The sequence below is a fragment of the Serratia sp. DD3 genome (assembly GCF_000496755.2).
Genome location: NZ_AYKS02000047.1, coordinates 228293 through 250486 on the forward strand (window position 1 = coordinate 228293; position 22194 = coordinate 250486).

Here is a 22194-nt window from a genome sequence, read left to right on the forward strand (position 1 = left end):
AACTTGATTTTTATTAGTATTTAGGGCTGGATTCACTTTATAATCCTAGTAACATAATAGGTCATCGGGATTACCTGTTTTCCGCCTATAAGAAAATATAATTATTTCGGATGAAGTTATACATTTTTATTTAATTAATCACAATGATTGCACTACAAATGTAATGCATTATGGTGTGTTACATCTGTAATGGCAGAGGAATACAAATGAGCACCATACAAATCCGTGTAGATGAGGAATTATAAAGGAATGCATATTATGCGTCTTGAAAAACTTAATCTTTCCCCATCCGATGTATTACGGTTATTTCTGCGTTATGTCGCTGAGCATGAAAAGCTGCCGTTTGCTGAGGTGTCTGTGATAGTGGGCGAGCAAGATGAAGATGCCGATATTCTGGCGGTGGTTCGTGAACGCTTGAAAACTCCAACCAAACGGATAAGGGTAGATCTTGATGATATTTAATATTGAGTTTTACGCATGTGCATTAAAGGAGGCAAATTATACACACCACTCGTCTGAAAAAGGTTGCCGATTCAGTCATGCTGACGGTGCCACCAGCGCGGCTCAATGCCCTTTCGTTGGGCTCAGGTAGCGAAGTAGGCCTGATCATTGATAATGGCTGGCTGATTGTTGAACCGCTCAGGTCTCCGCAGGATGCTCTCACTGAACGGCTAGCGCAGTGTGACCCACCAGTTGAACTCAGTGCAGAAGAGCGTGAATGGATTGATGCACCTGCCGCTGGCGGTGAGGTAATCTGACATGGAAAGAGGTGAAATCCGACCTTACAGGTTCAATACCGAGGGAGACGCCATATAAGCGGCAATATGCTTATCTCCCTCTAACGCCAAAATCATCACTCCCTGATATTAATAAAAGCCTTGCTTAAGGCCGCTCACCTTTTTGCAAGCGACTATTGATATCGGCAATCACTGGTAAAATATCTGCCAAGGTGTCGATAACATAGTGTGCGCCTGCTTGTTGCAGCTTCGCCTTAGCTGGTTCTCGCCGGGCGGTGATCGCCTGTTCACTCATGGCCTGATATTCCTCCCAGGTGGCACCAAACTCATTGCCGGAAACCGCCAGCCCTACGGTCCACATACCGGCGTTGAGCCCTTCGGTAATACCCGGTACCGAATCATCCACCTTGATGCAACGATGCACGCCATCAATACCCAACTCAATCACGTTGGCAAGTGCCATCCAGGGGCCAGGGCGACCGCCTGCTTTCAGGTCGTCGCTTGCCACCCAATAATCTGGCGTATATCCCTGTTCTGCGGCAGCAGGGACCAGAGCCTCCATCACTTGGCGCGGGTAGCCAGAGCAAGAACCGATGCGCATCCCCTGTTGTTGCAACATCGCCAGCACCGGTAATACCCCAGCAATAGGCGTGGCAAAATTGGTCACTGCCTCAATTTGCAGCGGCATAAAGGTGCGATAGAGGTGCTCCACCTCTTGGTCACTCATCGGGTGACCAAAACGTTCCTGCCAGCGGCTATCTACCGATGGCAAACGCCCTAAAGCGGTAATATGAGCGCGTTTTGCTAGCCCCATCGGCTGACGGGCTTCATCCAGGCTCACCGGGAAATCATAGGCACGGGAGAAGGCTTCAACAAAGATGGAGGTTGGGGCAAAGGAACCGAAATCGACCACGGTGCCCGCCCAATCCAGGATCAGTGCTTGTACATCAGACATGGGAATACTCCTGTTCAACGGTGGTTTCAACCTGGCTCAATGCCAGATCAAGAATAGCAATGGCACGCGCAAGTTCGGCGCGGCTAATGGTGAGCGGTGGTGACAGTTGGATCACATTGCCCTGCGAGACTTTGAAACTGAGCCCAAGTGACAAGCAACGATAGAGCAGTTGTTCTGCCTCTTTGGTTGCTCGTTCACGGCTTTGGTGGTTACGCACCAGATCAAGCGCCCACAGCAGGCCGGTCCCCCGTACTTGACCGATCAGCGGGTGACGGTGAGCCAACTTGGCTAACTCATCCGCCATAAAGTCCCCATCGGCAACCACCTTGGCGAGAAGCTGTTCCTCGCGGATCACCTCAATGGTGGCCAAGGCCGCAGCACAACCGATGGGGCTTTTCTCATGGGTATAGTGACCCAGGGAAATCGCCGCCGCCTGATTGAAACGATCACGGGTGATCAAGGCAGCAAAGGGCACGATGCCCCCGCCTAATCCCTTCCCCAGGCAGATGATATCAGGCTCAATACCAAAGTGTTCGAAGCTGAACCAGTGCCCGGTGCGCCCCAGGGCGTTGGGGATCTCATCAACAATCAACAACACACCATGGCGATCGCAAATCTCGCGGATGCGTTGCCAATACGCCTTGGAGGGCACCTGTACATCGGTATTGCGGATAGGTTCGGCAATAAAGGCACCGATCCCGCCCTCTTTTTCAATCACATATTCAAGGTAATCGGCGTAGTGCAGGTCTTCCCCTTCGCCACGATACCAAACCCCGCGATAGCGAGTCGGCGGTGGAATACGCTCCACTCCCGCCATCAGCGGCCCCATGCCAGCACGGAAGCAGGCCTCTCCGCCGACGGCAATAGCATCAAGGGAGGCACCGTGGAACGCATCCCACAAAGAAACCACTTTGCTGTTGCCGGTAATAAAGCGGGCCAGTTTGAGGGCTATCCCCACCACTTCGCTGCCACCAGGGGCAAACAGCACCCGGTTAAGGTCACCAGGGGCCAATTCAGCGAGGGTGCGGGCGCACTCGATAGCGATAGGGTGAGTATAACGCCGTGGCACAAATGGCAGTGATGCCAGTTGCTGTTGTACCCGTTTCACCACCTTGGGGTGGCCGTGCCCAAGTTGGTGCACGTTGTTACCATGAAAATCAAGATATTGCTTACCTGACTGGCTGGTGAGGAGCGCGCCTTCAGCAGCCGTCAGCACATCAAGGCAGGGCGTTGATAGCGCCTGATGGAGAAAGTAGCGGCTATCTTCAGCCAGGGACTCTTGAGTGGCTGCGCTTTGTTCGGCCCACCACTGCTCCCGGGCCGCACTTTGGTTGATATCCCCTTCCGTGTCCGCCCCACCAGCGGGTAGTATCAACGGGTGTTTCATGCGTTGGCTTCCAGCCAGTAGCTGGCTTGCTGTATCGCCGCCAATAACTGCTGAATTTGCTGTGGGGTGACATTGCCGATATTGCCGATGCGAAAACAATCCGCTTTCGAGACTTTGCCTGGATAGATCACAAACCCCTGTGCTTTGAGGCGCTGGTAAAAATCGACAAAACGGTAATCGGGATGAGTCGGGGAATAGAAGGCGGTGATAATCGGAGATTGCCACTCCTTGGGCAACAACGGTTCAAAACCGAGCGCCTGCATTCCGGCTACCAACGTGTGTTGGTTTTCCTGATAACGTTGATAGCGTGCGCTGACGCCGCCTTCTTCATCCAACTCGCGCAACGCCTGGGCAAAGGCTAATACTGTATGGGTCGGGGAGGTAAAACGCCATTTCCCCCCCTGTTGTTCCATGGTTTGCCACTGGGCATGAAGGTCAAGAGAGACTGAACGGGCTTTACCGGCACAAGCGGCCAAGGCGGCGCGACGGGCAATAACAAAACCAAAACCCGGTACGCCCTGAATGCACTTGTTGGCTGAGCTGATAAGAAACTCGACACCAAGCTGGCCGATATCAAAAGGAATGCCGCCAAAGCTGCTCATTGCATCGAGGATCAGGCGGATCCCATGGCGTTGACAGAGGCTGGCAACCTGTTCCAAGGGGTTCAACATACCGGTGGTGGTTTCGCAGTGAACCATGGCCAGATGGCTGATTTCAGGGTGCCTTATCAACAGTTCTTCCAGATCCTGCACCTCTGGGCGGGCGGTTTCACCACAATCCAGCACCCGATGGTTCAGCCCCAGACATTGAGCCATCTCCACCATCCGGGCACCGTAGGCTCCGTTGTTGACAATCAGCACGCAGTCATCAGCACCCAATGCGGACCCCAGTACGCTCTCTACCACATAGCTGCCACTGCCTTGCAGTAATACCGCGCTGTAATCGTTGGCAAATTCCGGGCTGGTTGCCAGGCGCACCAGTTCACGGCGGATGGGTTCCACCACGCCAAGATTATAATCAGCATCCCAGGTACAGCTGTCTTGTAACATCGCCGCTCGCACGGAAGCCGTGGTGGACAGAGGGCCCGGGGTCAACAATAGATAATCGACAGCCTCTTGTGTAGGGGGAATATGGGTCATCATTACGCTCTCTTTTGGTATAGACCAGAATAAAGCCATTGTGAGCAACTTATTCGACCAGGTCAAAGGGGGTGCCTATCGTGCAACAAAAAATTCATGTTTCACGCCCTTGATGAGATAAGCTCTCTGTTCCGGCTTTATTGGTTATTACTGGTCTTGACCAACACCAAGGTTCATCATGACGAAACCGCAATACCTGCAAATCAAAGATGCTCTTATCACCCAGATTCAGGCCGGGGGATTGGTAGCCAATGACCGCCTCCCCTCCGAGCGGTTGTTGTGCGAACTCTATGGCACCACCCGGGTGACCATCCGCGAAGCATTAGTCCAGTTGGAGGCTAATGGCCTTATTTATCGGGAAGATCGCCGGGGCTGGTTCGTCACGCCGCCGCGCTTTCAACTCAAACCACGGCATACCTCCAATTTTCACCAGATAGTGCGTGAACAGGGCGGTGAACCGCGCACCGAATTGCTGGAAAAGGGCCGTAAAGCTGTTCCACCGTTTCTGCTTAATCGGCTGTTACTCAAGCCATTTGACAGTATCTTCCTGCTCAAGCGGCTGCGTTTTGCCAATGAGCGGGCAATCTGTTATTGCGAGAACTACTGCCTGCCTGAACGCGTACCGGGCCTGTTAGATCTCAATCTCAATGGCAGCTTGACTGAGCTTTACCAGAGCCATTACGGGTTACATTACGCCCGTATGCAGGTGACCTTTTACCCCACGGCGCTACCGGATGAGGTTGCCAGCCATTTAGGGGCCACGGCGGGGCTACCGGCACTTCGCTTGGAGAGACTTAACTTCGATCAGCATGGGCAGGTACTGGATTTTGACCTGGAGTATTGGCGTCACGACAGCCTGGAAATTGAAGTGGATACCCAAGATTAAACGCATCAAGTTGTCATATTGACGTCACGGGGGTGTCATAAAGATCCCCTAATCTTTCTCCCATATCATCTGGTTTATACCAATTTTGCTGGAGAAAACATGAAACCGATAACTTCTTTGCTCATCACCTCGCTGATTGCCGGTATCGCTGCACCGGCAGTGGCTAATACCGATCTGACTGTCTATACCGCCTTCGAGCCCGAGCAACTGGCTGAATTAAAAAGCGCTTTCGAACAGCAACACCCGGATATAAATATTAAGTGGGTGCGCGATTCTACTGGGGTGGTTACGGCGCGCTTGTTGGCAGAAAAAGCGCAACCTAAAGCCGACGCAGTATGGGGGCTGGCCGCCACCAGCCTGATGCAACTCGATCAACAGCAAATGCTGGCAGGGTATGCCCCTAAAGGGTTGGAGAAACTGGATAGCCGTTTCCGTGACGACAAGGCACAACCTCACTGGATTGGGCTGGATGCCTTTTTCAGCGCCATTTGCTTTAACGAGGTAGAGGCTAAAAAACAAGGGATCCCTGCCCCAGAAAGTTGGGCTGACCTCACTAAGCCTATCTACAAGGGTAAAGTGATCATGCCTAATCCCAGCTCTTCGGGTACTGGCTTCCTGAGCGTCGCAGGTTGGTTACAGACCATGGGGGAACAGCAAGGCTGGCAGTTTATGAATGACCTGCACCAGAATATCAGCCGTTATACCCATTCAGGTTCAGCACCTTGTAAACTGGCGGCCAGCGGTGAAACGGTGGTCGGTATCTCGTTTGATTTCCCTGCTGCGAGCCTTAAGGCTAAAGGCGCCCCCATTGAAGTGATCTTCCCCAAAGAAGGCTCCGGTTGGGATATGGAAGCCGCCGCTATCATCAAAGGCACCAGCAAGTTGCAAGCCGCGCAGCAGTTGCTGGATTTCGCGGCAACAGAACAGGCTAACAGGCTGTATAACAAGTCGTTCGCTGTGGTTGCCATCCCACAGGTGGCACAAGCTCGGCCAGGTTACCCGGCTGATATCAACAGCCAGATGATCAAGAATGATTTTGCCTGGGCGGCCCGTGAGCGTGACAATATACTGACCCGCTGGAACTCTAACTTCTCTGGCAAGACTGAAGCTAAAAAATAAGCGGGTTGTTACCGCACAGGCTGACCATCGTCGGTCTGTGCTGGTTGTCTTCCCCTTGGTTAGTCGCGCCTTAATCAGCTTGTCACTGTTTATTCATGGCATCGTCATATTTCAACGCTAAATTGGTATAGACCAAAAATAGCCGCGAGCCTTGTCATGACCCAGCCCTATCTGGATATCAAACACCTTAACAAACACTTCAAGGCCTTTCAGGCACTCAAAGATATCTCCCTGACCGTAAAGAAAGGGGAGTTTGTCTGTTTTCTCGGCCCCTCCGGGTGTGGAAAAACCACCTTATTACGGGCTATCGCCGGGCTTGATCTGCCAGACAGCGGTGAAATCTGGCAAGGGGGGTGCGATATTTCACAGCTCCCTCCGCAGAGACGGGATTTTGGCATTGTATTCCAGTCTTATGCCCTGTTCCCTAATCTAACAGTGGCGGAGAACATTGCGTTTGGGTTGCGAAATCAAGGGCTCGATAGTCAGGTAGTAAAAGAGCGGGTGGAGCATTGGCTCGCCTTGATTGGCCTTGGTGCGCAGTCGAATAAATATCCAAGCCAAATCTCAGGTGGCCAACAACAGCGAGTGGCTTTAGCCAGGGCTTTGGCTTTATCCCCGGGGTTATTGCTACTGGATGAACCCCTAAGTGCCCTCGATGCGCTGGTACGTACTCATCTGCGTAGTGAAATTCGTGCCCTGCAACAACGGTTGGGGATCACCACAATTATGGTGACTCACGATCAGGAAGAAGCGCTCACTATGGCAGACCGCATTGTGGTGATGGAACATGGCACCATTGTGCAAGTCGGGACGCCGCAGGAGATCTACCACCATCCCGCAAGCCGTTTTGTTGCCAGCTTTGTTGGCAGTATGAACTTTCTCGATACGCAGGTACTCAATGCTCAGCAGGTGCGTCTTAACGAGCAGCCGCTGCCGCTGACCAATCATGCCGCTGCAGGCAGTACGTTGCAGGTGGCTATCCGCCCTGAAGCTATCAGCCTGGCCCCACCAGCGCAGCAAGGGCTACAAGCCAGGATTGAGCAAGTGGAGTTTCTCGGTTCTGCCCAGCGGTTGATCTGCCTGGCCGATACGCTAATGGGCCCCCAGCGGCTGCTGGTACAACTCTCTAACGATGAAGGTCAAGACTGGCGCAGTGGCATGGCGTGCTCTCTGCACTGGCCCACCAGTGCTATGCAACCTTTTTATGGGAAAGCCGCATGACACAGCATCTTGTTACCACCGTTCCTCGTTATTCAATCTGGCAACGGTTATGGGGTAGTTGGAGCCGCGATAAGGGCCTACAGTTGATTCTGTTGCTACTGGGGATTGCCTTGTTCGCAGGTGGGCTGCTGTTCCCGGTGCTCGCCATGCTGCAAAAAAGCCTGCAAGACAGTGACGGTAGCTGGGTCGGCTTTGCCAACTTCCGTCATTATCTTTCCACCCCATCGCTGGGGCGTACCATCAGTAATACCCTTTCGCTTGGCTTGAGCATTACGCTATTGGTGGTCACTGTCGCCTTTGGTTATGCCTATGCGCTGACCCGTACTTGCATGCCCGGGAAATCCCTGTTCCGCTTGATTGCTCTTATTCCTCTCCTGATGCCCTCATTGTTACCGGCTATCAGTCTGGTTTACTGGTTTGGTAACCAGGGGATTGCCAAAGGGTTACTGGGTGATGCGAGCATCTATGGCCCCATTGGTATCGTGATGGGCCTCAGTTTTTGGTGCTTTCCTCATGCCTTGATGATTCTTATTACCGCTCTCAGTCATAGTGATGCACGCCTTTACGAGGCGGCCAAGGTGCTCGGTAGCCCTGCCTGGCGAACCTTTTTCACCGTGACGTTGCCCGCTGCTCGCTATGGTTTGCTCAGTGCGGCGATTGCCGTTTTCACGCTCACTATCTGTGACTTCGGGGTGGCGAAAGTTATCGGCGGGCAGTTTAGTGTGTTGGCGACGGATATCTATATCCAGGTTGTCGGGCTGCAAAACTTTTCACTGGGTGCGGTGACCAGCGTCATCCTTTTGCTGCCAGCGCTATTGAGCTTTGCCCTGGAGCACCGGGTGCGCAGTAAGATGCAGGAACAAAGTAATAGCCGGTCAGTTCCCTATCAACCAGCACCACATCGCTTGCGGGACTTACTGGCTCTGCTTTGGTGCAGCCTGTGGGCGCTGCTGTTTTTCGCCCTGGTGGGGATGGCCATCTATGGATCGCTGGTACAGTTCTGGCCTTATAAACTCAATTTGACGTTAGATCACTACGCCTTTAACAGTAATAGTGTTTATGGCTGGCAACCCTTTATCAATACGCTAAAACTGGGGGCGCTCACGGCCATCAGTGGAACGGTTATCATCATGGTCATCGCCTGGGTGCAAGAGAAAGGGCAGTATTTCGCCCCGTTGCGCCACCTCATCCACCTGCTTGCCATGCTTTCGCTGGCAGTACCCGGGCTGGTGCTGGGGTTGGGCTATATCTTCTTTTTTAACCGTGCTGACAGTTTGCTAAGTGCTCTATACGGTACTTTGCCGTTGATGGTGCTCTCTTGTGTGATCCACTACTACACAGTGGGCCATATGACCGCGCTGACCAGCCTGAAGCAGTTACCGAAAGAGCTGGAGCTGGTTGCCATCTCTTTGCGTATTTCGCAGTGGAAAACATTCTGGCGGATCACCCTGCCAGCCTCACTGCCTGCTTTATTGGAGATCTTCATCTACTTGTTTGTTAACGCCATGACCACCACCTCGGCGGTGATCTTCCTCTACTCCAGCGACACGGTGTTGGCTTCGGTTGCGGTGCTGAATATGGAGGATTCCGGGGATACCGCCACCGCGGCCGCCATGGCAACGTTGATCTTGCTGGCAGCGGCTACGGTTAAGCTTATTCAGCTTGGCCTCAGCCGCGCACTGTTGGAAAGAACTCAGCGCTGGCGCCAGAGTTAAGAGATAAAAGATAAGAGTTAAGAGATAAGAGATCCGCGAGAGTGAGGTTCCCCTCTCGCGGCATCGGCGGGAAAGGCATCAACGGTAAGACTAAACTAACCTCCTTTATCGGGTAATACGCGCAATAAAGCACACATTATGCTTAACCAATAAAAAACGGCAGTGGTAGGCTTGGCACGTGTTTTTAGCAAAACCCGAATAACCCGACTTCAGCGGTAGAAACGTTTGAGCATCGCCAAGATTTTCGCAGCTTGATTGGCGACGGGTATAGATAAGGAATATTTAAGATGAAAGAAGTATACAAAGGAATGACTCGCGAGCAATTAGATGCTGCATACAATAATACTAAAGCCGTTAAAAACTTTGCCGAGCTACTAGGTGAGTTTCAGGCCAGAAGCAAAAAATTATATTCAGAAAAGAGCTCACAAAGAAACATACCTTATCACTCATCCCCAAGAACCACCTTCGACTACTTCCCTGCCGACAAAAAAGGGTGCCCTACCTTTATTTTTATCCACGGCGGCTATTGGCAGAACTGTAACAAAGAGGATTTTGCCTTTATTGCCAACGGCATTTTAAATGCAGGGATTAATGTTATTCTCGCCGAATACACTTTAGCGCCCGATGCATCAATGACACAAATAGTTAGCGAGATTGGCCTACTCTTAGATTACCTCCATCAGCATCGTGCTGAATTTAATATTACCCAAGGTAAAGTCTGTCTTGGTGGCCATTCCGCTGGCGGCCATTTAACCGCTATTCACCGCAGCCACCCGCTGATTTCACATTCCATGCCAATCAGCGCGTTGATTGATTTACAACCTATCAGCCTATGCTGGTTGAATGAGAAACTAGCATTAACCGGTGAAGAGATAGAGAAATACAGCCCCATCAATAAACTCACCCAAGGTGGACCAACCGCTGTTCATGTTGGTGGTGGGGAGTTACCTGAGCTGATAAGGCATTCTCAAGAGCTCTATGACGGGCTTAAGGCTATTGGGTGTGATGTCACCTATCAAGAAGTGGGTCACGATGACCATTTTACTCAGTTGTATGAATTTGAACGCGCGGATGGTCTGTTGGTTAACTCATTGCAGGCGTTGTTCGAAAAAGCCTGACCGATGATTTTATTAAATAAATAGGAATATTGACTGACGCCGGATAAAAAAAGCCCCGCCATTACGACGGGGAAAATAGGGATGGTATTATGGCAAGGAAAAACAGGGTTTACTCAGTCGTACTCTACTTCTGGGCAGAAGTTCCTTGTAAACCAGAAATATGCTGCATACGTTGCTGATGTTTCTGGTCTAAAACATTTTTTTGCTCTGGTGTCAGCAGGTTATACATTTGGTTGCGTATCCGGGCCAATTCGACCTGGTGTTTTACCTGCTGATGAACCATTTTTTCCGCCTGGTCGTGCACGGCGGCTTCATCAAATTTATTTGCCGTCACCAGTTTATACATGGTGTCTATTTCTACTACATTAACCCCTGGCGGGTCGTCATGACCCTGGCGCATTAAGTCGCGCATTTGCTGGCGTTGCTGTTCAGTAAGGTCAACGCCATCAAATATGTGATTCTGACCTGAGGTTCCAAGTAAAAAGTCATCAACATAAGGCAGGTCAGTTTTCGGTGCAGCAAAAGCAGGAGTGCTAGAACCTATCACTAGCATTGATGCCATAACCACTGCGCCTACCTTAAACATTTGAGCTCCTCGCGCTTTCTGACTTTGCGAATCAACGAAGAGCAGTGTATCGCCGTACCTGCAAACATGCGTCAGTGCATGTAAAACTACGTAAAGTCATGGAATGCCAGCAGTTGATAGCGTATTTTGCCTTTGGAGGTAAAGCACAATGAATAAAATTCTGTTAGTTGACGACGACCGCGAGTTAACCTCGCTACTGAAAGAACTGCTCGAAATGGAAGGGTTTAACATTGTCGTCGCTTACGACGGTGAACAGGCGTTGTCGCTGCTAGACAGCTCCATCGATCTGCTGTTGCTCGATATCATGATGCCGAAGAAAAACGGTATCGATACCTTGAAAGAGCTGCGCCAGAATCACCAGACGCCCGTGATCATGCTGACAGCACGCGGTAGTGAACTGGATCGGGTTCTTGGCCTGGAACTGGGGGCGGATGACTATCTGCCGAAACCGTTTAATGACCGCGAACTGCTTGCTCGTATCCGGGCTATTCTGCGCCGTTCCAACTGGAACGAACAGCAGCAGACTATGGATAACGGTGCCCCTACGCTGGATGTAGATGGCCTGCAACTCAACCCAGGTCGCCAAGAAGCCAGTTTTGATGGGCATGAGTTGGAGCTGACGGGTACCGAATTTACCTTACTCTATTTGCTGGCAAAGCATCTTGGGCAGGTGGTTTCCCGCGAGTTACTCAGCCAGGAAGTGCTGGGTAAACGTTTGACACCCTTTGATCGCGCGATTGATATGCACATCTCCAACTTACGGCGTAAATTGCCGAACCGTAAAGATGGTCATCCTTGGTTCAAAACCTTGCGTGGTCGCGGTTATTTGATGGTATCTGCTACATGATTAATAGTTTGACGGCACGCATCTTCGCTATTTTCTGGTTCACATTAGCGTTGGTGCTGATGCTGGTGTTGATGGTGCCCAAACTTGATTCACGCCAAATGACCTCATTGCTAGACAGCGAACAGCGGCAAGGGGTGATGCTGGAGCAGCACGTCGAGGCTGAGCTGCAAAACGATCCGCCCAATGACTTGATGTGGTGGCGGCGGCTGTTTCGTGCCATCGAGAAATGGGCTCCACCGGGCCAGCGCCTGCTGCTGGTCACCAGCGAAGGGCGAGTGATTGGCGCACAGCGTAATGAGATGCAGGTGGTGCGCAATTTCATCGGTCAATCAGATAACTCAGACCAACCGAAAAAGAAAAAGTATGGCCGAGTAGAGTTAGTCGGTCCTTTCTCGATTAGTGATGGTGAAGATAATTACCAGTTGTACTTGATCAGGCCCGCCAACAGCCCGCAATCAGATTTTATTAATCTGCTGTTTGATAGGCCATTAATGATGCTGATTTTCACCATGCTGATCAGCGCCCCGCTATTGCTCTGGTTGTCTTGGAGCCTGGCTAAACCTGCGCGCAAGTTGAAAAATGCTGCCGATGATGTGGCTCACGGCAACCTGAAGCAGCACCCGGAACTGGAGTCCGGGCCACAAGAGTTCCTGGCCACCGGCGCCAGTTTTAACCAGATGGTGAGCGCGCTCGAAAGAATGATGACTGCCCAGCAACGGCTGATTTCTGATATTTCCCACGAATTGCGCACCCCATTAACCCGTCTACAGTTGGCAACCGCGTTAATGCGTCGCCGCCACGGTGAAGGGCATGAGCTTGCACGGATTGAAATGGAAGCCCAACGCCTGGATTCAATGATTAACGATTTACTGCAGTTATCTCGTGGGCAGCAAAAGAGCGAACTGGCACGCGAACTAGTGAAAGCCAATCAATTGTGGGCCGAGGTGCTGGATAACGCCGGTTTTGAAGCCGAACAGATGGGGAAACAACTGGCTGTCACCGCGCCCCCAGGCCCCTGGACCCTCTATGGTAACCCTGCGGCGCTGGATAGTGCATTGGAAAATATTATCCGCAATGCCTTACGTTATTCTCATACGCAGATCGCCGTGGCATTTAGTGTTGATAATCAGGGCATTACTATCGTGGTCGATGATGATGGCCCCGGTGTCAGCCCGGAAGAGCGCGAACAGATTTTCCGGCCATTTTACCGCACCGATGAAGCCCGTGACCGTCAATCCGGTGGATCTGGTCTCGGTTTGGCCATTGTGGAAGCCGCCGTCAATCAGCATCGTGGCTGGATCAAAGCAGAAGACAGTCCGTTGGGTGGGTTACGCTTGGTATTATGGCTGCCATTACATCAGCGTTAATCGCCAGCGTTACAAGATTTTGTTATTCTGCTCGCCTCGTCGTGAGAGGCTTTTGACATGCTGAATATCGTTTTATTTGAACCCGAAATTCCACCTAATACCGGCAATATTATCCGTCTGTGTGCTAATACCGGTTTCCAACTGCATCTGATCGAGCCGATGGGGTTCCCTTGGGATGATAAACGCCTACGCCGAGCCGGGCTGGATTACCATGAGTTTGTCAGCATCAAGCGCCATGCCGATTATGCGACTTTCCTCGCCAGCGAAAACCCCCAGCGGCTATTCGCTCTGACCACTAAAGGCACACCAGCACACAGTGCGGTCAGCTACCAGGCTGGGGATTATCTGCTATTTGGCCCAGAAACCCGCGGCCTGCCCGCCAGTATTCTGGATGAGCTACCTGCACAACAGAAAATTCGTATCCCCATGCTGGCCCAGAGCCGTAGTATGAACCTGTCAAACGCTGTCTCGGTGGTGGTTTATGAAGCCTGGCGCCAATTGGACTACGCAGGTGCACTAATCAAAGAGTAGCGCGTACAGTTGATATTACGCGAGAGTGGTGTTCAAAAGTGCACCGTGCTTTTATCCGGCAACTTGATTTCACTGGGGTATATACCCAAGTTCAAAGAAATTGCAGGTAGACGGCAAGCGCTGGTCCGCAGGGTGAACCTCATGGAAGAGGTTTATTAACCCCGATAAGCTTACATGGGTAAGTGATTCGGGTGAGCGAGCGTAGCCAACGCAGCGCCGCGCTGCCAACAACTCGAATTATTTAGTGTATAGCGCTAGATCCCGTCGCCATATTCAAATCCGTTATTGTCGCCGTTGAAGTACTGATCCATATCCATGGAAGGAGTATCACTTTCCGGGCGACCAACAATACGCGCGGGAACGCCAGCAGCGGTGGTATGTGGCGGAACCGACTGTAATACCACCGAACCTGCACCAATTTTTGCCCCTTTGCCCACTTCAATATTGCCGAGGATTTTAGCCCCCGCGCCAATCATCACCCCTTCACGGATTTTCGGATGGCGATCCCCCCCGGTTTTGCCTGTCCCACCCAGCGTCACCGACTGCAGAATAGAGACGTTATTCTCCACCACGGCGGTTTCACCGATCACAATACCGGTGGCATGGTCGAGCATAATGCCGCAACCAATGTTGGCGGCCGGGTGTATATCGACACAAAAAGCGACGGAGATTTGGTTTTGCAGATAAATAGCCAAAGCCTGACGGCCTTGCTTCCATAGCCAATGACCAATACGGTAAGCCTGCAAGGCATGGAAACCTTTCAGATAGAGCAATGGCGTTGAGTATTTATCCACAGCAGGGTCACGCAAGCGTACCGCCAGAATATCGCGGGCGGCGGAAACAATCATCTGTGCATCAGAACGGTAGGCATCTTCCACCACTTCACGCACGGCAATCGCTGGCATGATGGGGTTAGCCAATTTATTGGCCAGAATATAACTCAGTGCACTGCCCAGATTTTCATGCTTGAGCAAGGTCGCATGAAAAAAGCTGGCCAACATCGGTTCACATTCAGCCAATGCCCTCGCTTCTGATTTAATATTGTTCCACACCTGTGCTAACTCTTCTGACGACATCCCTTTTTCTCCGCCTCAAAAAAACAGCCTTTCGCCATCACTCCAGCACCCGAGCAATACCTCGGGGATCAAACACTGCGCTTTTCGTCTTTCTTGGTACGCCCAAGCAGGCTCAATGCTGCCTCACGGGCATTTTTATCACAATACAGCACTTGATAAACCTGCTCAGTAATGGGCATTTCCACCCCAAAACGCTGCGCCAGTGCCAATACTTCCTTGGTATTGCGGTAGCCCTCTACCACTTGACCAATTGCCTCTTGGGCTTCCTTTACTCCCATACCTTGCCCCAGCATAATACCGAAACGCCGGTTGCGAGACTGATTATCAGTACAGGTCAATACCAGATCACCCAGCCCAGCCATCCCCATAAAAGTGGCCGGATCGGCACCCAATGCTGAACCCAGGCGGCTCATTTCCGCCAAGCCACGGGTAATCAATGCGGTACGGGCGTTAGCACCAAAACCAATTCCGTCTGACATCCCGGCACCAATTGCAATCACGTTTTTAACCGCGCCCCCTAACTGCACGCCGATAAAATCCGGATTACTGTACACGCGGAAACTTTTGCCACAATGCAACAATTGCTGCAGGTCATCGGCAAACTGTTGGTCCGTGGCTGCTAGCGCGATAGCCGTAGGCAGCCCTGCCGCCAACTCTTTGGCAAACGTGGGCCCAGACAGCACCGCCAGTGGGATATCCGGCCCAAGCGCATCCCGTGCTACATCTTGCAGCAGGCGGCCGGTTTCGGTTTCTAGCCCTTTGGTGGCCCAGACAATACGAGCATCCTGACGCAGATGGGGCTTCAACTGGCGCAGTACATCGCCAAAAACATGGCTGGGAACGACCACCAGCACATCTCGGCTGGCGGCCAGCGCACGAGCCAAATCGGTTTCAAGCAACAAAGTATCGGGGAAGGGGACATCAGGCAGAAACGCCTGATTGCAGCGATCACGCTGCATAATTTGGATCTGTTCGGGGTTATGCCCCCAGAGCACGACCGGATAACCGTTACGTGCCAGTGTAATAGCCAATGCGGTGCCGTACGAGCCGGCACCGATGACAGTCATTGAAGCATTGACGCTACTCATCAGGCATCCTGACGCGGTTCAGCACCTTCCGTTCCCGCTGTTTCCGCCGCTTGCTGCTGCAAATAGCTCATGAACAGTGCGTCAAAATTGACAGGGGCCAGATTCAACTGTGGGAATGTACCGCGAGAAACCAGGTTGGTGATGCACTCACGCGCATAAGGGAACAAAATGTTCGGGCAGTATGCACCCAGGCAATGTGCCAACTGTGTACCTTCGATACCAGATACAGAGAAAATCCCTGCCTGTTGAACTTCACACAGGAAAGCAGTTTCTTCACCCAGAGAAGCGGTTACGGTAACACGCAGTACCACTTCGTACACCTCATCTGCCAGCAGAGTCGAGGCCGTGTCCAGATCGAGTTTCACTTCTGGTTGCCACTCTTGCTGGAATACCTGCGGAGCCTGTGGTGCTTCGAATGAGATATCTTTGGTATAAATACGTTGGATCTGGAAAGCCATCTCTGCGCTATTTTGTTCTGACATGTGTGTAATATCCTTGTTTAACGATGTTTATTGTTTAACTATGTTTATTGTTTAACTATCTTTATTGACACTCTGTGACTGGGATACCCCGTCAGCCAGAGCGAATAAAAACTTACTTGCCGCGAGCCAATGGCAGGTTTTCACCACTCCAGCCCGTAATGCCGTCTTTCAGAGTATAAACGTTTTCAAACCCGGCTTTGCTCAGGTTTTCTGCTGACGCGCGAGAAGTCGTACCATTGGCGCAAACCACAATCACAGGTTGAGCTTTGTGCTTTTCCAACTCGCCAAAGCTGCCACTTTTTATTTCGCTTGCCGTCAGGTTGATAGCGTTGGCGATATGGCCTTTACGGAAATCATCACGGCTGCGGATATCGACAATAACCGCGTCTTCTTTGTTAATCATTAGGGTAGCCTGACCTCGACCGATCTCTTTCACCTTAGAGAAACGGCTCTTGAAGGTCATGACGATCACAGCAATCAGTAAAGCGACCCAAGCCAGGCTCAGTATGGTGTTCCTACTAACAAATAGCATAATTTCTTGCAGCATGGGGGGTAACAACTCCCGTCAGTTAAGGGAAAATAAGTCAAGGCTTCAGAGTATACCTGCCGAATGCGGCAAATACAGCCAATAAGCAAGACCGGAATGCAGAAACTGCGGAGTAAATTGGAAAAATACCCTGATGAGAGCCAGAAATGCACCATCGTTAAGTGCATATTTGATCTCTCTGGGTTCTTTTTAGCCAGCTACGTTGTAGAATTACCCGGTTTGGGAGAGTGAATAGCCATCACTCCTGTGGGCTGATGGCTATTCACAACTTGTATACCTATCATCCTTCAAGTGACAAGCCGTTAATAGCTACTTGAAAGATGACACGTATAGCGATCATAAAAGAGGTTATTGCAATGTCGAGCACGAAAAAGCCCATGGTACTGGTGATCCTGGACGGTTACGGCTACCGGGAAGAGCAACAGGATAATGCGATCCTGAATGCCAACACACCCGTGATGGATCAACTGTGGCAGCAACAGCCACATACCCTGATTGCCGCTTCAGGCCTGGATGTCGGCTTACCCGATGGCCAGATGGGTAACTCGGAAGTGGGCCACGTTAACTTGGGGGCCGGGCGTATCGTGTATCAGGATCTGACCCGTCTGGACAAAGAGATTAAAGAGGGTGATTTCTTCACCAACTCAATACTGACCAACGCTGTCGATAACGCAGTAAAAGCGGGTAAAGCGGTCCATATTATGGGTTTGATGTCCCCAGGAGGCGTACATAGCCATGAAGACCATATTCTGGCCATGGTCCAACTGGCAGCACAACGGGGAGCCAAAGCGGTTTACCTGCATGCCTTCCTGGATGGTCGTGATACACCACCGCGCAGTGCTGAAAATACACTGAAACGTTTCAATGACCAATTTACCCAACTGGGTTGTGGTCGCATCGCATCGGTGGTGGGCCGTTACTATGCCATGGACCGTGATAACCGTTGGGATCGGGTGCAATTGGCCTATGATCTAATGACTCAGGCAAAGGGCGAATATACTGCAGATAACGCAGTCAGCGCACTGCAAGCGGCTTACGCTCGTGATGAGAACGACGAATTCGTCAAACCCACCGTGATTCAGGCCGCAGGTGAAGCCTCTGCCGCCATGAATGATGGTGATGCACTTATCTTTATGAACTTCCGTGCTGACCGTGCGCGTCAAATCACCCGTGCCTTTGTGAATGCCGATTTCGATGGTTTCCCACGGAGCAAAGTGGTCAAATTCTGTGATTTCGTGATGTTGACCGAGTACGCAGCCGATATTCAGACGGCCAGTGCCTACCCGCCAGAGTCACTGACCAATACCTTCGGTGAGTGGCTGATGAAACACAATAAAACCCAGCTACGCATCTCCGAAACCGAAAAATACGCTCATGTCACCTTCTTCTATAACGGCGGTGTCGAAGAGCCATTTAAAGGTGAAGATCGTCTGCTGATCAACTCGCCCAAAGTCGCCACCTACGATCTGCAACCAGAAATGAGTTCAGCAGAACTCACCAAAGAACTGCTGGCTGCGATCAACAGCGGTAAATATGACACCATTATCTGTAACTACCCGAATGGCGACATGGTAGGTCATACCGGCATTTACGAAGCCGCTGTCAAGGCGGTAGAAACTCTGGATAACTGCATCGCGCAGGTGGTTGATGCCGTGAAAGCCGTTGATGGCCAACTGTTGATCACCGCCGATCATGGCAACGCAGAACAAATGCGCGATCCCGCAACTGGTCAGGCGCACACCGCACACACCAGCTTGCCGGTACCGTTGATTTATGTGGGTAAAGCGGCCAAAGCAGTAGAAGGTGGCAAACTGTCAGATATCGCCCCCACCATGCTGTCATTGATGGGAATGGAAATCCCGCAAGAGATGACTGGTAAGCCGCTGTTCATCGTGGAATAATCCTTCTCCATGAAGGAGAAGGCCACTTTTGTATTATCAAAGGCAACGCCAAACGCATATTCAGGCAAGCTATCACGGCCTGAATATGCTGGGTGGTCGTTTGCTACCCTCTGCGCCAGTGTTTTTTTTGCTGGCGCATTGTTGTGGCCATTAACCAGCCACAGTGCAGAAGATAACAACTCCCAACTCAAAGACATCCAGCAGAGCATCGCAGAAAAAGAGCAGGCAGTTAAACGGCAGCAGCAGAAACGCAGTTCCTTGCAGGATCAGCTCAAGCAGCAAGAAAAAAGCATCGCACAAGCTAGCCGCGCGTTACATGGTACCCAGGGAACACTCACGGTACTGGGCAAAGATATTTCTGGCCTTAATACCTCAATCGCCAAACTGGAAAAACAACAAGCCACCCAGCAAGAAATCCTCGCCAAGCAACTTGATGCAGCGTTTCGACAAGGGCAGCATGGCGCATTGCAGCTTATTCTCAGTGGTGAAGAAAGCCAACGTAGCGAACGTATTCTCGCCTATTTCGGTTACCTCAATGAAGCACGCCAGCAATCCATAGAACAACTCAAGCAGACTCGCCGTCAATTGGCGGAACAGAAACGTTCGCTGGTGGCTAAACAAGGTCAACAAAAATCTCTACTTAACGAACAGCAAAGCCAGCAACAAAAGTTGGAGCAGGCGCGCAGTGCACGTAAAAAAACCTTGGTGTCATTAGAAGCCTCGTTGGAAAAAGATCAACAGCGGCTAGTGGAATTACGCCAGAACGAAACCCGTCTACGTGACCAAATCGCCCGGGCAGAACGTGAAGCTAGAGCCCGCGCCGAACGGGAAGCGCGTGAAGCGACTAAAGTACGTGAACAAGTGAAGGTCAAAGAACAGCAGGCGAAAAAAACCGGCACCAGCTATAAACCCAGTGAAAGCGAACGTTCATTGATGGCACGAACCGGCGGTTTGGGTCAGCCATCTGGGCAAGCGATGTGGCCAGTGCGAGGTCGCGTCCAACATAATTTTGGCGAACAACTGCAGGGTGAGTTACGCTGGAAAGGGATTGTGATCGAAGCTCGAGAAGGCAGCGAAGTAAAAGCCATTGCCGATGGCCGGGTTCTGCTGGCTGACTGGCTGCAAGGTTACGGCCTGGTGATCGTCGTTGACCACGGCCAGGGTGATATGAGTCTGTACGGTTACAATCAGAGTGCGTTGGTTAACGTCGATGCACAAGTGCGTGCTGGCCAACCCATTGCCTTGGTGGGTACCAGTGGTGGGCAGGGTACACCGTCGCTGTACTTTGAAATTCGTCGCCAAGGCCGAGCGGTCAACCCGGTGCCATGGTTAGGAAGGTAGCTTTGTACTATACCCGTTATACTTCAAGTTTCTTGGGTGTTAGCTGCGCTCAATCACCCCAGTCACATAGTTTTCTATGCTCCTGGGGATTCCATCGCTGCCATGCCTACAAGCAACTCGAATTATTTTGTGTATATACCAAAACAGGTATCGCCATGTTGCTGGGGGCGCTACTGCTCGCTAGCACTGTGCAGGCAGGAAAGTTGTCGATTGTAATCGATGATATGGGTTATCTGCCACGTGAAGACCATGCCATACTGCAAATGCCGGTAGCCATTTCTGTGGCCATCCTGCCTAATTCCCCTCATGCCCACCAAATCGCCACCCAAGCGCACAATCAGGGCCGCGAAATACTCATCCATATACCCATGGCTCCGCTCAGCAAACAGTCGCTAGAGCGTGATACGCTGCAACCCTCCATGAGCAGTGAAGAGGTTCAGCGCATTATTCGTGATGCCGTCAATAATGTGCCCTATGCGGTAGGGATAAATAACCATATGGGCAGCGCCATGACCTCCAGCCTACCGGGGATGCAAAAGGTGATGCAGGCGCTGGCCGGCTACCAGCTCTATTTTCTGGACAGCATGACCATTGGAAATAGTCAGGCCACACGCGCTGCCACGGGCACCGGGATAACGGTGATCAAACGCAAGGTGTTCCTTGATGATAGCGCCAACCCGAATGATATCCGCCAGCAGTTTAATCGGGCCGTTGATGTAGCACGCCGTCATGGTTCGGCTATCGCCATCGGCCATCCTCGCCCCGCCACAATAAAAGTGCTGCAACAGATGTTGCCGACCTTGCCCGGTGATATCGTCCTGGTGAAACCCAGCGCACTGCTTAATGAACCACAGCAAAGTCATGGCAGCGATACACCGCAACGGCAACCACACATCCTAACGCCGAAGTCACCATTTAGCGGCACCATCAAGCAGTGCAAGGTTAAGCTGCCGAAACAGGGGGTCAACACAGGTGACGCCTTGAAGGTGATTGGGGAAGGAGTGGCGCAATCACCCATCGTGGTATTAATTAAACGCCATTGGCAGAACTGGGCCGGTTCAACGCAAAACCTACAAAACCAACAAGATTAGCGGAGGAGCACGCCGTGGGCTCCTCCTGGCCGCTTAATCCCAGCTCAAGACGACTTTCCCGGATTGCCCGGAACACATGACATCAAACCCCTGCTGAAACTCGTCGATCGAGAAACGGTGGGTGATAATCGGTGTCAGATCAAGACCTGATTGAATCAATGCCGCCATCTTGTACCAGGTTTCAAACATTTCACGGCCATAAATCCCTTTGATAAACAGCCCTTTGAAAATGACTTGATTCCAATCGATAGACATATCCGAAGGTGGGATCCCCAGTAGCGCAATGCGCCCACCATGATTCATCGCATTGAGTAACGAACGGAATGCCGGTGGTGCGCCGGACATCTCGAGCCCCACATCAAAGCCCTCCGTCATGCCCAACTCGGCCATCACCGCCGTCAGGTCCTCTTTAGCCACGTTCACCGCACGGGTGACACCCATTTTGCGCGCCAGGTCGAGACGATACTCATTGACGTCGGTAATCACCACATGACGAGCGCCGACATGCTTACATACCGCAGCAGCCATAATGCCAATTGGGCCAGCACCGGAGACCAGCACATCCTCACCCACCAGATCGAAAGAGAGAGCGGTGTGTACAGCATTGCCGAAGGGGTCAAAAATAGCGGCCAGCTCATCGGAAATATTATCCGGAATTTTGAAGGCATTAAACGCTGGGATCACCAGATATTCAGCAAAAGCACCAGGGCGATTAACCCCCACTCCGGTGGTGTTACGACACAGATGAGTACGGCCACCCCGGCAGTTACGGCAATGCCCACAGGTAATGTGCCCTTCACCAGAAACACGATCCCCGATATTGAATCCTTTGACCTCTTGGCCAATAGCCACCACTTCCCCCACATACTCATGGCCAACCACCATGGGTACCGGGATGGTTTTCTGCGACCATTCATCCCACTTGTAGATATGAACATCAGTACCGCAGATGGCCGTTTTGCGGATTTTAATCATCACATCATTGTGACCCAGCTCTGGCTGAGGCACATCAGTCATCCAAATACCGGGTTCCGCTTTTAGTTTTGATAATGCTTTCATA

Annotated in this window: 21 protein-coding genes and 1 pseudogene; 13 read left to right on the top strand and 9 right to left on the bottom strand. The window is 51.6% G+C overall.

Annotated elements, in window-relative coordinates; translation table 11 throughout:
• The first annotated feature begins 206 nt into the window (after nt 1-206).
• A pseudogene (locus IO95_RS08540) lies at nt 207-462 on the top strand (type II toxin-antitoxin system RelB/DinJ family antitoxin).
• Nucleotides 463-500: 38 nt separating this feature from the next.
• Nucleotides 501-758 (top strand): antitoxin, encoded by a 258-nt coding sequence (locus IO95_RS08545; protein ID WP_037384810.1) that lies wholly within the window; start codon nt 501-503, stop codon nt 756-758.
• Nucleotides 759-882: 124 nt separating this feature from the next.
• On the opposite strand, the gene phnX is transcribed toward IO95_RS08545, so the two are convergent.
• The 3 genes from phnX to phnW are packed head-to-tail and all read right to left on the bottom strand — an operon-like array spanning nt 883 to nt 4218.
• Entirely contained in the window at nt 883-1692 is an 810-nt protein-coding gene (phnX, locus tag IO95_RS08550) for a phosphonoacetaldehyde hydrolase (protein ID WP_023492341.1), read from the bottom strand.
• Nucleotides 1685-3079, bottom strand: a complete 1395-nt coding sequence (locus IO95_RS08555) for an aspartate aminotransferase family protein (protein ID WP_023492342.1) — start codon at nt 3077-3079, stop codon at nt 1685-1687. The genes phnX and IO95_RS08555 overlap by 8 nt, the downstream gene beginning before the upstream one ends.
• Nucleotides 3076-4218 (bottom strand): 2-aminoethylphosphonate--pyruvate transaminase, encoded by a 1143-nt coding sequence (gene phnW / locus IO95_RS08560; RefSeq protein WP_037384979.1) that lies wholly within the window; start codon nt 4216-4218, stop codon nt 3076-3078. The genes IO95_RS08555 and phnW overlap by 4 nt, the downstream gene beginning before the upstream one ends.
• Nucleotides 4219-4396: 178 nt before the next feature.
• On the opposite strand from phnW, the gene phnR reads away from it, so the two are divergent.
• The 5 genes from phnR (at nt 4397) to IO95_RS08585 (ending at nt 10277) form a co-directional block, all read left to right on the top strand.
• Nucleotides 4397-5104: a phosphonate utilization transcriptional regulator PhnR gene (gene phnR, locus IO95_RS08565; RefSeq protein WP_023492344.1), complete on the top strand. Its 708-nt coding sequence runs from the start codon at nt 4397-4399 to the stop codon at nt 5102-5104.
• Nucleotides 5105-5203: 99 nt separating this feature from the next.
• Nucleotides 5204-6223, top strand: coding sequence for a putative 2-aminoethylphosphonate ABC transporter substrate-binding protein (locus tag IO95_RS08570; protein WP_023492346.1), 1020 nt, complete (start codon nt 5204-5206; stop codon nt 6221-6223).
• 156 nt (nt 6224-6379) lie between these two features.
• A complete protein-coding gene (locus IO95_RS08575) occupies nt 6380-7444 on the top strand; it encodes a putative 2-aminoethylphosphonate ABC transporter ATP-binding protein (RefSeq protein ID WP_023492348.1) in 1065 nt (354 codons plus the stop codon).
• A complete protein-coding gene (locus IO95_RS08580; RefSeq protein ID WP_023492350.1) occupies nt 7441-9159 on the top strand; it encodes a putative 2-aminoethylphosphonate ABC transporter permease subunit in 1719 nt (572 codons plus the stop codon). Before IO95_RS08575 ends, IO95_RS08580 begins: the two co-directional genes overlap by 4 nt.
• 287 nt (nt 9160-9446) lie before the next feature.
• Complete coding sequence (locus IO95_RS08585) at nt 9447-10277, top strand: alpha/beta hydrolase (RefSeq protein ID WP_037384812.1); 831 nt, start codon at nt 9447-9449, stop codon at nt 10275-10277.
• A gap of 124 nt (nt 10278-10401) precedes the next feature.
• On the opposite strand, the gene cpxP is transcribed toward IO95_RS08585, so the two are convergent.
• A complete protein-coding gene (gene cpxP / locus IO95_RS08590; RefSeq protein WP_023491255.1) occupies nt 10402-10863 on the bottom strand; it encodes a cell-envelope stress modulator CpxP in 462 nt (153 codons plus the stop codon).
• Nucleotides 10864-11011: 148 nt separating this feature from the next.
• Here cpxP and cpxR point away from each other — a divergent pair, with 148 nt between their 5' ends.
• From cpxR to trmL, 3 genes are read left to right on the top strand one after another with little or no spacing between them, the layout of a single operon-like run.
• Nucleotides 11012-11710 (top strand): envelope stress response regulator transcription factor CpxR, encoded by a 699-nt coding sequence (cpxR, locus tag IO95_RS08595; RefSeq protein WP_023491254.1) that lies wholly within the window; start codon nt 11012-11014, stop codon nt 11708-11710.
• Nucleotides 11707-13077: an envelope stress sensor histidine kinase CpxA gene (gene cpxA, locus IO95_RS08600; RefSeq protein WP_023491253.1), complete on the top strand. Its 1371-nt coding sequence runs from the start codon at nt 11707-11709 to the stop codon at nt 13075-13077. The genes cpxR and cpxA overlap by 4 nt, the downstream gene beginning before the upstream one ends.
• A gap of 57 nt (nt 13078-13134) precedes the next feature.
• Nucleotides 13135-13608: a tRNA (uridine(34)/cytosine(34)/5-carboxymethylaminomethyluridine(34)-2'-O)-methyltransferase TrmL gene (trmL, locus tag IO95_RS08605; protein ID WP_023491252.1), complete on the top strand. Its 474-nt coding sequence runs from the start codon at nt 13135-13137 to the stop codon at nt 13606-13608.
• 254 nt (nt 13609-13862) lie between these two features.
• On the opposite strand, the gene cysE is transcribed toward trmL, so the two are convergent.
• The 4 genes from cysE to IO95_RS08625 all read right to left on the bottom strand — a co-directional run bounded on the left by cysE (nt 13863) and on the right by IO95_RS08625 (nt 16801).
• Nucleotides 13863-14684: a serine O-acetyltransferase gene (gene cysE, locus IO95_RS08610; RefSeq protein WP_023491251.1), complete on the bottom strand. Its 822-nt coding sequence runs from the start codon at nt 14682-14684 to the stop codon at nt 13863-13865.
• Between the two features lie 68 nt (nt 14685-14752).
• Nucleotides 14753-15772 carry an NAD(P)H-dependent glycerol-3-phosphate dehydrogenase gene (gpsA, locus tag IO95_RS08615; RefSeq protein WP_023491250.1) on the bottom strand — a complete coding sequence of 340 codons (1020 nt, stop codon included), beginning with the start codon at nt 15770-15772 and terminating at the stop codon, nt 14753-14755.
• The gene (gene secB, locus IO95_RS08620) at nt 15772-16254 is read right to left on the bottom strand and encodes a protein-export chaperone SecB (protein WP_037384815.1); all 483 of its coding nucleotides are present in this window, start codon (nt 16252-16254) and stop codon (nt 15772-15774) included. Before secB ends, gpsA begins: the two co-directional genes overlap by 1 nt.
• Nucleotides 16255-16366: 112 nt before the next feature.
• On the bottom strand, nt 16367-16801 hold the full coding sequence (locus IO95_RS08625; RefSeq protein ID WP_023490537.1) for a rhodanese-like domain-containing protein: 435 nt from the start codon (nt 16799-16801) through the stop codon (nt 16367-16369).
• Nucleotides 16802-17157: 356 nt separating this feature from the next.
• On the opposite strand from IO95_RS08625, the gene gpmM reads away from it, so the two are divergent.
• The 3 genes from gpmM (at nt 17158) to IO95_RS08640 (ending at nt 21134) form a co-directional block, all read left to right on the top strand.
• The gene (gpmM, locus tag IO95_RS08630) at nt 17158-18702 is read left to right on the top strand and encodes a 2,3-bisphosphoglycerate-independent phosphoglycerate mutase (RefSeq protein ID WP_023490538.1); all 1545 of its coding nucleotides are present in this window, start codon (nt 17158-17160) and stop codon (nt 18700-18702) included.
• Nucleotides 18703-18711: 9 nt separating this feature from the next.
• On the top strand, nt 18712-20043 hold the full coding sequence (envC, locus tag IO95_RS08635) for a murein hydrolase activator EnvC (protein ID WP_023490539.1): 1332 nt from the start codon (nt 18712-18714) through the stop codon (nt 20041-20043).
• Nucleotides 20044-20198: 155 nt separating this feature from the next.
• Nucleotides 20199-21134, top strand: coding sequence for a divergent polysaccharide deacetylase family protein (locus IO95_RS08640; RefSeq protein ID WP_023490540.1), 936 nt, complete (start codon nt 20199-20201; stop codon nt 21132-21134).
• 33 nt (nt 21135-21167) lie between these two features.
• On the opposite strand, the gene tdh is transcribed toward IO95_RS08640, so the two are convergent.
• On the bottom strand, nt 21168-22193 hold the full coding sequence (gene tdh, locus IO95_RS08645; RefSeq protein ID WP_023490541.1) for an L-threonine 3-dehydrogenase: 1026 nt from the start codon (nt 22191-22193) through the stop codon (nt 21168-21170).
• Nucleotide 22194: the final 1 nt, after the last annotated feature.